Annotated in this window: 12 protein-coding genes; 3 read left to right on the top strand and 9 right to left on the bottom strand. The window is 45.2% G+C overall.

Annotated elements, in window-relative coordinates:
- Nucleotides 1-116: 116 nt before the first annotated feature.
- Nucleotides 117-1,226 (bottom strand): extracellular solute-binding protein, encoded by a 1,110-nt coding sequence (locus tag JGK36_RS31445; RefSeq protein ID WP_293186863.1) that lies wholly within the window; start codon nt 1,224-1,226, stop codon nt 117-119.
- A 64-nt stretch (nt 1,227-1,290) separates the two neighbouring features.
- Here JGK36_RS31445 and JGK36_RS31440 point away from each other — a divergent pair, with 64 nt between their 5' ends.
- Both JGK36_RS31440 and JGK36_RS31435 read left to right on the top strand, forming a co-directional pair.
- Nucleotides 1,291-1,416, top strand: coding sequence for a hypothetical protein (locus tag JGK36_RS31440; RefSeq protein ID WP_293192712.1), 126 nt, complete (start codon nt 1,291-1,293; stop codon nt 1,414-1,416).
- A 540-nt stretch (nt 1,417-1,956) separates the two neighbouring features.
- Complete coding sequence (locus tag JGK36_RS31435; protein ID WP_293186862.1) at nt 1,957-2,352, top strand: hypothetical protein; 396 nt, start codon at nt 1,957-1,959, stop codon at nt 2,350-2,352.
- A 317-nt stretch (nt 2,353-2,669) separates the two neighbouring features.
- Here the strand turns inward: JGK36_RS31435 and cobT are convergent, their stop codons facing one another.
- The 8 genes from cobT to JGK36_RS34040 form a co-directional block, all read right to left on the bottom strand.
- Nucleotides 2,670-3,776: a nicotinate mononucleotide-dependent phosphoribosyltransferase CobT gene (gene cobT, locus JGK36_RS31430; protein ID WP_293186861.1), complete on the bottom strand. Its 1,107-nt coding sequence runs from the start codon at nt 3,774-3,776 to the stop codon at nt 2,670-2,672.
- A gap of 168 nt (nt 3,777-3,944) precedes the next feature.
- Nucleotides 3,945-4,163 (bottom strand): hypothetical protein, encoded by a 219-nt coding sequence (locus JGK36_RS31425; RefSeq protein ID WP_293199078.1) that lies wholly within the window; start codon nt 4,161-4,163, stop codon nt 3,945-3,947.
- Nucleotides 4,153-4,908: a DUF2232 domain-containing protein gene (locus JGK36_RS31420; RefSeq protein WP_293186858.1), complete on the bottom strand. Its 756-nt coding sequence runs from the start codon at nt 4,906-4,908 to the stop codon at nt 4,153-4,155. Before JGK36_RS31420 ends, JGK36_RS31425 begins: the two co-directional genes overlap by 11 nt.
- Before the next feature lie 586 nt (nt 4,909-5,494).
- Nucleotides 5,495-5,992: a universal stress protein gene (locus tag JGK36_RS31415; protein ID WP_293152300.1), complete on the bottom strand. Its 498-nt coding sequence runs from the start codon at nt 5,990-5,992 to the stop codon at nt 5,495-5,497.
- A gap of 314 nt (nt 5,993-6,306) precedes the next feature.
- On the bottom strand, nt 6,307-7,605 hold the full coding sequence (locus JGK36_RS31410) for a hypothetical protein (RefSeq protein ID WP_293199079.1): 1,299 nt from the start codon (nt 7,603-7,605) through the stop codon (nt 6,307-6,309).
- Between the two features lie 117 nt (nt 7,606-7,722).
- Nucleotides 7,723-8,433 carry a Crp/Fnr family transcriptional regulator gene (locus JGK36_RS31405; RefSeq protein ID WP_293152297.1) on the bottom strand — a complete coding sequence of 237 codons (711 nt, stop codon included), beginning with the start codon at nt 8,431-8,433 and terminating at the stop codon, nt 7,723-7,725.
- A 321-nt stretch (nt 8,434-8,754) separates the two neighbouring features.
- The gene (locus JGK36_RS31400) at nt 8,755-9,639 is read right to left on the bottom strand and encodes a transposase (RefSeq protein WP_363319713.1); all 885 of its coding nucleotides are present in this window, start codon (nt 9,637-9,639) and stop codon (nt 8,755-8,757) included.
- Nucleotides 9,621-9,917, bottom strand: a complete 297-nt coding sequence (locus tag JGK36_RS34040; protein WP_325315607.1) for a helix-turn-helix domain-containing protein — start codon at nt 9,915-9,917, stop codon at nt 9,621-9,623. The genes JGK36_RS31400 and JGK36_RS34040 overlap by 19 nt, the downstream gene beginning before the upstream one ends.
- A 293-nt stretch (nt 9,918-10,210) precedes the next feature.
- Here JGK36_RS34040 and JGK36_RS31395 point away from each other — a divergent pair, with 293 nt between their 5' ends.
- A complete protein-coding gene (locus JGK36_RS31395) occupies nt 10,211-10,462 on the top strand; it encodes a hypothetical protein (protein WP_293186856.1) in 252 nt (83 codons plus the stop codon).
- The last annotated feature ends 581 nt before the right edge of the window (nt 10,463-11,043 follow it).

Here is an 11,043-nt window from a genome sequence, read left to right as displayed (position 1 = left end):
GTTTTGATCTATATTACCTGTTTATCTTGCACTTTTTTCTCCCTCGCGCCATCTAAACCTATGCCACGCAATATGTGATTGATTTTTCAGCAAGCCCTACGTACCTTAAAACTTACTTAACTTTTCACTACTTGTCGAATTTCTTGCCAAAGCGATCGATATTCGGCAATCCCCGCATCTCCAAACGGCAGCAGAAAGTCGCTGGCGGCAAGAATTTTAGCATCCGGTAACAACACGGGATTGCTTCGCACATCGGCGGGCAAAGCCTCGGGTTTCATGCCGACAATTATCGGCGAACTAGCTTTAGCCAGCAAAGATAATTGAGGCGCAATCTGAGGCTGCAAGCAAAAATTAATCCATTTTTCCACTAACGAAACTGGCTTTTTTGATGCTGGTTGTACCCACAAATCCGTCCACAGTGCAGTTCCAGAAACTGGAATTACTACAGCAATATCCTTTTGAGTTTGTAACAGCGGCAGTACGTCACCAGATGAACCTACGGCTAACCAAGTATCACCTAAAATTAACGGTTGCAGGTATGTATCGGAACTGTAAAGCTTAGTTTGGGCGTGCAGATTTGCCAGTTCTTTTTTGAGGTTGGGAACTTTATCTAATTGCTGCGTGTTGTAAGATTTTCCGAGTTTTTTTAATGTTAAACCGATCACTTCTCTCGCGCTATCCGGTAGCGAAATTCGATCGCGCAATTCGACTCGCCACAAGTCACTCCAATCAGTCGGAGTCCACCCCAAATCCTTAAATTTGTCGGTTCGATAGGCAATTACCGTACTTCCCCAGCGGTAAGGTGCAGCCCAAACTTGACCTTTAGCGTCTAATTGGCCGTCAGCGTTACGCCGGACGAGTTTTTGCCATCTTTCGGGCAATTGCGACCAATTAGCAATTTTAGCAGGATCGATCGGCTGAATCAATTTTTGCCGAATTGCCAAAGTCAGCCAATAATCTCCCAACATCACCAAGTCAGCTTGATTTTTGGCTTCCGGTGTCCGTTTCCACTCCTGTAACAAAGCGAATAATTCTTTTAATTGCCCTTCCTGCGTTACCTGCAACTGCGGAGACGGTTGTAAATCGCGGCTAAATTTGCTTGCGAGTTGGGCCGGAATACCGTTTTTGAGCGATCGAATTTTGAGAGTGGGTTTCGAGTCGCAACCTGCCGCCAATTGACTTAAAGTTAGGGTGGCTGCGCCCAATAGCAAAGACCTTCGTTTCACCTGTGAATCCGCTTTTCTAAATATTGACCGATGTTTTGTGTTCTGCGACCCGGGAAATAATTGTTTGTCGAGTCCGGTAGTCCGCACCGATTTGTCTTATTTCTTTTTCCAACACATAGCCATTGTACTAGCTTCTGCTGCGATCGGAGTCGGTGCTCGTCTTGCCGTCAACTTACCGCCTCGTTTCTGAACTCCAAATTTCTTTGGGCTAATTTTGCCGGTCTTTGCGGGCGATCGCCTGTATCTGTGTTACATTCCTTAATATCAGGAAACCGCGAAAGCGCCACACTCTGCCGTTGGATGACGCTTTTTCCACAAACGAAGTGAAAAAGTCCTTTTAAATCCGCGACAGTTTAATAACTACAAAACCCGGTTGCTGTCTCCATAACAATCTCAACTCCCAAATCGAAAAATGGCAAATTGACTGCCGAGTCAATCTCACACTCCTGGAGGGACTCCCACTCTCAGAAGCCGAGTTTTTTTGTTTTTTTTAACTCTGATTGAAGGTTTGAACAAAGTATAGGAGTTAACAAACCTCGTTTCAGAATCCAAGAAAATCTAAAATCTAAAATCTAAAATCTAAAATCCTCAAGCTGAGTATCTCAACCTAGCGTCAGGATTGGGAAGACAACAATTACGTCAAAAATTAAATAATTTAGTGATAAATCCCACTTATGTAAAGATTTCCCTAATATGTAAAGATATAAGTTACTATTCCGAGGATGACTGTATGGAAGCGCTACGCCAGCAAGTTACAGCATTGACCCAACAAGTCGATGCTTTGTACAAACTCGTAGAAAACCTCAATGAAAAGTTATTGGAGTCCGCCAAGGAGACGAAGCTGGCCCAGCAGCATATGGACGATCGCTCCCTGACAGCAGGAAATCACAAAACCTCTCCCTATCAAAGCTACAGCAATCTCGACGGCATCCTCGGTCACAAGGACATACTGTTAGATGACAACTACTTCGACAAGAATTCTCAAAGTCTGGAAAAAGAGCTGACTTCCGAGATTCAAATCCAGCGCTTAACAGCTCAGCTAACAGCGGCTTACAATCGAATTGCTGCCTTAGAAGAACAGTTGGTCGCCAAAAGAATGCACTCACACGTAGGCGGGTCTAATTAAATATTGCTGCTGGCGATCGGCATGGATCGAGAGAGAAAATACAAGTTGCCTTGATTTATGCTCGTCTACTTATAGAGTCATTGAATAGAGTGTTTTGTCTCGCGAAATTCACAGGAGGAATACTGCATCAAAGCGAGATATTGTGTAGAATATTCTGTAAATCTGAAAGCAAAAATGCTACAGAAAATGATATAATTATTCAGCCCAAACAAAGCTAGTTGAGCAGCACAACGAGGTTGGCAGCTCGATCGCACATCTGAATTTTTCATATTTAATGCCTGATATTCCGACAGGCACGGAAAAGGAAAAACCCGGTTTTACTGTTGAATTTCACACCGCGAGGCTAGGGCTTCCACAGCTTGCAGAAGTTGGGTTGGAGTCCAATTCACAGCTAGGCCGCTGGCGATCGCACACGCACCCGCACCCACACCTTCCTTCACGTACCCGCGATCGTAAGCTTGCAGTTGCGGGTAGCGAGAACTGGCAAAACTTAGCTGTGCAGCCAACAGAGGGACACCGCCGATATCCGAGGCGAGTCCTACAGTGTCCCCTGTGGGGTCTTCCGCCACCCAGCGCGTAGTCCCCACCGCGACTTGTTCGGGACACCATAACAGCTCGTATTCCGTGGCTAAGGCTTGCATCAAAGCATACACTGCCAGCATTTGCGTGCCACCAGCCAAAAGTACCCCGCAAGTCCGACTCGCGGCGATCGCCATTCCCGCCACCGCTATTTGCATCGGATCGCCCACCGCCGCCACCAAATCCAGGGGGGTGCTATTTTTTCTGCCGATTTCCCACCCAGCATTATTGAGTCCCGCTGTCACCGCAGCCAATTTTTGAGCGTGATTGCAGGTAGGGTGAGAACTATTAACCTTACCCGCCGCTGCAATTCCCAAACCCATTAACACGCCCAAAGCAGTAGTCGTGCCACCAACTACGCACTCCCCTAAAATGACATAACTGCCATTAGTTTCGGCGGCCAATTTAGCGCCCCAAATTAATCCTTGTTCCAGCAAATGTTTGACTATTTCTAGTTCCAAAGCATTCCCAGAAGTTAGACACTTTGCCGCAGTACCGCCCAAATCAATTGTAGGTACGGGAGGCGGCAGGGGTAAACCTGCATTAAACAGGTAAAGGGGAATTTCCAAAGCTTCGACTACGGCGCGAGATATTAGCACCGGTGAGGCACCGGCTTCTAGGGGCGGCAAGGGATACTGCGGTGACGGTTGCGGGCCGTTATACAAAAATTCTGCATCGGCCAAACAAGTAAATTGTCGATCGCGCGGGGTTGCTCCTGCTGCCGAAATCCCCGGAATTAAGCCAGTTGCGGTGAATCCTAACACGCAGGCAAATATCGGTTTTTGTCCCCGATGGCGATCGAGCCACCGCTGGCCCTGTTCAATTTCTGTATAAACATGAATCATAATTAGTCAGTTGACAGTTGACAGTTGACAGTTGGCAGTAATAATCGGGGATTGGTAATGGGGAATTGGTAATGGGGAATTGGTAATGGGGAATTGGTAATGGGGAATTGGTAATTGCCGGAAAAACTAGAAAGAGGGAAAGCGGATAATTTGATTTTTTTCCTTCCCTCAACATCCATCTGTTAAATCTGTTACAAGATCCTTCTTCCCTCTTCCTTCTTCCCTCTTCCTTCTTCCCTCTTCCCTCTTCCTTCTTCCCTCTTCCTTCTTCCTTCTTCCCTCTTCCTTCTTCCCTCTTCCCTCTTCCTTCTTCCCTCTTCCCTCTTCCTTCTTCCTTCTTCCTGATGACTGATGACTAATGACTAATGACTTCCGATTACTCCTCATAATCGATTAAAACTTGCACCCAGCGCGGCGGCCGCGGAATCGGATTTCCCAAACGATCTAACAGCAGCAAAGCTACTAAATGCACTACAAATAAATATACAATATTGTTAATCAAAATCATCCCAGCGGCGATCGCCCCTATTGTACTCAAACTCGGCACGCTCAGCCAGCCCAGCTTCACAAATACCCATTCCACAATCTCTGTTACCTGGGCGGTTACATAAACCCAGAGATCTTGACCCACCAAAGCTGACAGCAGCCAAAACTTAAAAAAGAACCCGACAGCACCAATTACCGCCCCCACACTAATAGAGACAGACCAACTCGCTTTGCGCCGCCAAAGTCCTCCCAGTGCAACTCCCATAATTCCAAAAGGAATCACGTATAAAATGCTCCGCGTTGGGCCCATGAGTACCGACAGCAGCAAACCGGAAACCAAAGCTGACATCCAAGCCGCTCTGTTACCCCAGCGCAGGTAAACCAGGGCTATGGGCACCGGGAAAAAAACCCGCAGCAACGGGCCCAGGGGAAAGTAATAATTTATCAGCCAAATCAAGCTAGCGGTACTTGCCAAAAATGCCGTTTCTACGAGCCTCAAAGGCGCTTCTCCAGTGGGGGGCGTCCCCGGGTCGGAATTTTTGCGATCGCCAGCCATTGCTGAAAAAGTGGCGGTTTGTGGCTCATTATTGCTACTGGGTGAACTGCCTGAATTAGACGCGGCATCTGCTGACAAAAAATCACTCATCCGATTTTAGATTTTAGATTTTAGATTTTAGATTTTACAGGACTTACGTGCTACACGTCTGATTCCCGATTTGAGATTTTAGATTTGAGATTTTACAGAACTTGCCTGCTGCACGTCTGATTCCCAATTTTCCGATTTTCCGATTTTAAATTTTATCAGAAAGAATTGGTTGAAAGCCCCAAGCGCGATCGGGAGAAATTAAAATTAGACTATTCATTACCAGAAAGAATTGGTTGAAAGCCCCAAGTCTTCGAGGGAGAAATTAAAATTAGACTATTCATTACTCGAATACTTGGACTTAAAGGTAGAGGTAGCTCTCGAACTGTCAAGCGGTCAACTGTCAATTGTCAACTGTTGAATCCAATCTTCTTCTTTCTAGGTAGAGGTCGCTGTCAAGCGGTCAACTGTCAATTGTCAACTGAATAAAGTTTGATATTTTACGACACTGGCGGGCCATAAGATTAATTTCCGGTTTCACTATTTGGAGGCCTCGCCACCCAATTTAATATTGTTCGCACAAACCAGGTTTAGGTAGGAACGCCAGTCTTATTTTAGATTGATGTTCTCAGGAAAATTTTCAGCAGCATCATTTTTCAGCTTTGACTTCCTGAATTACAAATACCGAACAAGATGCGTGGTGAACGACATAATTGCTCACACTCCCGAGGAAAGCTTCTGTAAGCCCCGTGCGGCCGCGCCTCCCCACTACTATTAAATCTGCACCCCAAGTTTGGGCGTGTTCGCAGACACAATGCCCCGGATCGCCATCCATTTGGCAGTCAAATTCCACCTCCAATCCTTGTTTGGCTGCAACCTCGCTATAATTTTTCAGCAAACCCTCAGACTGTTTTACCTCCCTTTCCAGCCGCAAACGTTGAGCTTGATAAGCTTGATCCATTAACTCGGCATTCAAGCCCAAATCTACCGGAATTGGCACTGCCGTCTCGCCCAGCGAGTTGACAGTAACGCAGTGAAATAGCATCATCTTAGCTCGATCGATCGAGGCTAATTCTAAGGCTTGACTGAAGACGCGGCGGCCAAGTTCAGAATCATCGACGGCGGCGAAAATTTTCTTAAAACTCACAGCTTTACCTCCGGCGGGAAATCATCAATATCAGTTAGTTAACAGAGAGTGTTGTTGAATGAGATTCAAATTAACAATCTCTGATACTTCTAGAGTAACCCATAAATGGAGTTAATCGGAGTAAGTCACAATATTCCAATTATAGTTCACTTTTTTAACTCCTCTGTAGTCGCGTCTTTCAGTTTGCGGGAGCTAGTCCCAACCAAATAGAGCGTAGTAAGGTAGGAATTTTTAGGCAGTTTACCCTAGCCTAGTACAATCAAAGTGGTAGTCGCTAACACCGTTCTAGTTTGATTGCACACCGTCACGTATTACTACTTCAGGCTTTTAAGATTGAGCGTAGCTTCTAGTAGGTTGCGCTTGATTGCTTTTAATGCCACGTTTCGGGCAGCATTTAATCCAGAGTGAGCCTTGTACCCATCAGCAGTTGCCACCAATGCAGCTCCAGATTGATAGCCCTCAAATCGAAGTGAGTCAGACGGAAACTTAGCCCCTCTCCAAAGTGGTTCTCCCCACGGACTAAGGCGACTCGTATTCATCGGACTAACGCGAGTTGTCACAATTGCATAATCTTGATATGCGATTCGTTTGACTTGCTCAAAGACCTTTCCCTTTAGCCAGTAGGCACGCTTTTGATTTGATCTCCTAGAGAATTTGCCTTTTTTCGGGCGAAGATTGCCTAGGTGTTCAAAACTAATTACATCCACTTTCCAGTGTTTTGCAAACTCAACAAGTTCCCTTGAAACCGCTCTGGAAAAATTAATTTCTCTGGCCGTTATTGAGTCCCATCTTGATTTAGCAAAACCACGACTCACTATTTTGGTTTGTCTCATCTTGATTGCAATTTGTCCTAGATCCCGCTTCCTACGAGCTACGTGACGCGACTGGTTGATAAAGTGCCTAGCGATTTCAGTCGTTTCGCCTCTGTCGTTGGTTTCTAGAACAGTTGCAATGATAATAAACTTGTCTAAATCCATGTCAATCCCGCAGGTTCTAAATGCGGAGTTAGACATAATTCCCTTGATACCTCCTGTGGCAGGCACATATTTTTCTAAGGGGAAAACGAGCCATAAAGAACCATTTTGTACTTGAATTCTTGGAGAACCTTTTGTCCATTCTGTCGGAACATTAGGACATTGATATTGATGTTTGACCCATTTCCATGAATTCCCTACTCGCATTTTCAAAACAATGGAGAAACCATCATCCTCTTTCCACATCCCTGAATCGTAATGCGGGTTAAACCGGAATGCCCTAGGATGAACTGGAGGTTTGTGATCTCTCATTCGCTTCGGACGATGCAACCATTTTTGATAGGTTGAATTCCAGCTTTCGTAAGCACCGATGGCTTGTCGGATTGCGGATCTTTTTAGCGGGGAAGGAAAGCCGCTAATAAACTGATGACCAGCGGTTAGTAATTCGTAGAATCGCCAGCCTCCCTTAGATTGCACGGGAATGCTTACGCCTTGAGGATTTTCAGCAATTAACAGGAAATAAAAATGCACTACTTCGTTGTAAGCATCCTTGGTTTCCTGCATATCAAATTTTGAGCGAATTAGTTTCGCTTTAACTGATTTGGTTGTAATTGAATATCCTTTTTGGCGTTTTAGCATTCTATAATGAAACTCCAATACACTCTAATTCGTCAATAGACGACAGATACATCGCGCTTAGCGCTCCAATATATACATAACCACTCCAGTATACTCCAATATTTCGTTTTGTAGTGATTAGACTAACAGACGCTCCAAGGCGTGTAGGTCGGGAATGCACAAAACGTCACGTTCGCGTTGAATAGTTCCTTTTTTTTCCAGCTTGCTCAGCACTCGCGTTACCGTTTCCCGAGCCAGCCCGCTGAGGCTACTTAATTCTCTGTGCGGCAGGTTGGGAATTTCTGTACCTCCACTGGACATTTTTTTCCCTTGCCCCTCTGCCAAAAATAATAGAATATCTGCTACTCGCGAGGTACTGTCAGACTCTCGCAAACGCAGGCGGCGGTTGACTTGTCGCAGGCGGCGGGCCATCAGTTGAGCTAGCCGAATGCCTGCGAGGGGCTCGGTATGAATGAGTTGCACAAAATCTTGAGCTGGCATATTGCCGATCAGTGTCGGGGCTAGGGTGATGACATCTGTCGATCGCGGTGCTTCTTCGATCGCTGCCATTTCCCCGAACAGTTCTCCTTTCCCTAAAATATTCAGCGTTACTTCTTTTCCGTCTAGATTGTAGGTGCGAATTTTCACCCAACCATCCAATATAAAATACACTGATGTTCCCCAGTCATTTTCTAGTAAAATCACTTGATTCGACGGATGACTGCGGGTAACGATGTGGACAGTTGCTCTCTCGATTACAGGGTCAGGCAAACCTGCAAAAAAAGGAGTAGAAACTATCAATTGATTTATATTTGACTGCGGATCTCGGGCGTTAAAGCGGTCTTCCATGAGGCCATCATCTTAATTTATGCGCTTGAGCTGCGCTGGGCAGTTAGAAATAGCTTGCAGCCGAGTCATTCGAGCGATTTGAGATTCAAGCATTTGAGGAACAAGGAGCTAAAAATCGGCAATTTTTCCTCTAAAGTTTTGCGGTCAAAGGTCGAATATGGGAATTATTGACGCGATCCCCGGCATAAATGCGCGGGAATTCTCAAAGGTTGCATTCCGGTGCGATCGCATCCACACCTTCACGCTTTCTTCTTCCTGTCTCTTAGGCTCTTAACTAGACCGTTTCCGGTTCCCGTCAGACCGCCTCCACAGGCAATTTCTTTAATGTCTACGAAGCGTCCCTCCGCCGACAATCCTTGAAAACCGAATAACTTGAGCGGCTGCTACATCTCGATGTGTTGTATACCCACACTCAGGGCAATTATGCACTCGTTCATCAAGTGCTTTCTTGCCAGTGTGACTATCACAATTCGGACAAACCTGAGAAGTGTAATCCTTGTTTACCTTCTCAAAATGTACTCCCCGTTTCCAGCACACCCACGACATAATCGCGATGAATTGACCGAAACCAGCATCTAAGGTGTGTTTGCCAAACCTACCTTTTGCCCAGACTCGAAAATCGATATCTTCAACAAATATCATTCCCGCATCTAGAGCTAGGTCATGAGCTAATTTAAACTGCCAATCTTTTCTGGTATCGGTAACACGCTGATGCAGCCTAGCAATTTTTCTATTCAACTTATGACGGTTGTTAGAGCCTTTCTTCTTGTTCTTGAGCCGACGTTGCAGCAATTTAAGCTTGCGGTGTTCGACCTTGAGCAACTTAGGACGTTTAACTAATTTGCCTTCAGAAGTTGCTAAAAATTGGTCTAAACCTAGATCTATGCCAACGGGGAATCCCTGTGCAACTGGTTGAGGAACATTAACATCACATTCTAAGAAAAGTATGATGAAATATCCACTAGCCTTCCGGACAATTTGAGCTTGCTTGATTGCAAACTCATTAGGAATCTCTCTTGATTTAATGAATTCAACAATGCCTAACTGTGGGAGTTTAATAGTATTTCCTTGGAGGCAATTTTTGAGCATTTGGGGAAATACAAACGACCGCATTCGGTATTTATTCTTAAATCTTGGGAATCCCATTCCCTTACGTTTCATGTCTAGGAAGGCTGTTTCCAGCTTTCTTAACACCTGTTGAAGCATCTTTTTGTGTTAACCGTTTTAAGTTCGGGAAACAACTCTTTAGCTTTGGTTAGCTCCGCTGCCTGATTGTAATAATTTGGGTAGGGAGCATCAGCCGGAATAATGTACTCGCGAGCGATCGAGCAAGCATTAATCGGACATTTACGAGAGTTAATCCAGTCTTTACGCTCTCTCAATGCGTAGTTCCAAACCTTACGACAAATTACCAGAGTTCTTTCGATTTGAGAAATCTGCTTGTCTGTCGGCTTTAGTTTGTACTCGTAACTGAGATTTAGCATGATTCTTGACTAGCTCTACAAAATATTATATCATTTTGTAGATACTATGACAATAACGAAATCTCACTCTTGTCACTGGCATTGCCTTAGCCTCCGGTTAGCTTTCATGTCCGTCTTGAAAGGACGGGGTTCTCAGCATATTTTTTATAGCCTCAAGCTCTGATTGGGAGCTAGAAACTAAAGACTATACCATAATTGTTTAGATACATACCGCCGAGTAAATTTTATTAACAAAATTTTAGCAGCGCAGCAAGGGACTGAGCGATCGAGTTAGCGAAGACAATGACTTCGCGATGACAAGCTTAACACTGCTGAGAGATTTGTTGTCAGCAGGCCCGACAGTCGATCGGCTAGCGGAAGCACAAGTCCGCCCACGGGACAGACAGCGACCACATCCGATTGCAACTCTCTGGAACCAGTCAAATGTCAGCACTACCAAGAAAATCCACACCAATTTCCAGTCTAAAGGTTGGCACTCTTGGCAACCGAAACCGACGCAGTTTCGAGCAATTTTTTATGCTACCCCGAGATTATTGTACCATTAATCTCTAGCCATGAACACAGATCGAAAGCTATCATAAAAGGTTGCTCAAATCGACTGCACGGGGACAAGCCCGAATCGGGGCATCCCAAAATCGCAGATTGTTTGAGGTTTTTCCCAAGTCTGTAGTCTGTAAAAGATGGAAACAAAAATTTACCAGAAAGAATTGGTTGAAAGCCCCAAGCCTGCTCGGGAGAAATTAAAATCAGACTATTCATTGCTCCAATCCTCGGACTTAAGGGTAGAGGTCGCTCTCAAACTGTCAACTGTCAACTGTCAACTGTCAACTGTTGAACGCATTACCTGAGGAGAGAGTGGCACCCAGCCACCGCCCCAAGCTCGGGGTTAGGAACTGTAACTTAATTTATGGACAAAGCTACCCATCCTTGACTATTTGGGTAGCTTTTTGAGCAAATTGTGGCGGCACGAGACTATTTGCCCGTAGTTCAATTTGTTTTTGCCCCCGTGCCATTGGATGACAGATGTGGGCGTCTTGCGTCAGAGAAATCTGCATTTGGACTGATTATAATTTTTTACCTGCCATGTTGACGCTCGCAGGAACTCGTATATAATACAAAGCACAAT

This window comes from Microcoleus sp. PH2017_35_SFW_U_B (assembly GCF_020737865.1).
In the GTDB taxonomy this organism is placed as follows: Bacteria; Cyanobacteriota; Cyanobacteriia; order Cyanobacteriales; family Microcoleaceae; genus Microcoleus.
The sequence above is the reverse complement of the archived record's forward strand: the minus strand, read 5'-3'. Positions and strand labels throughout refer to the sequence as shown.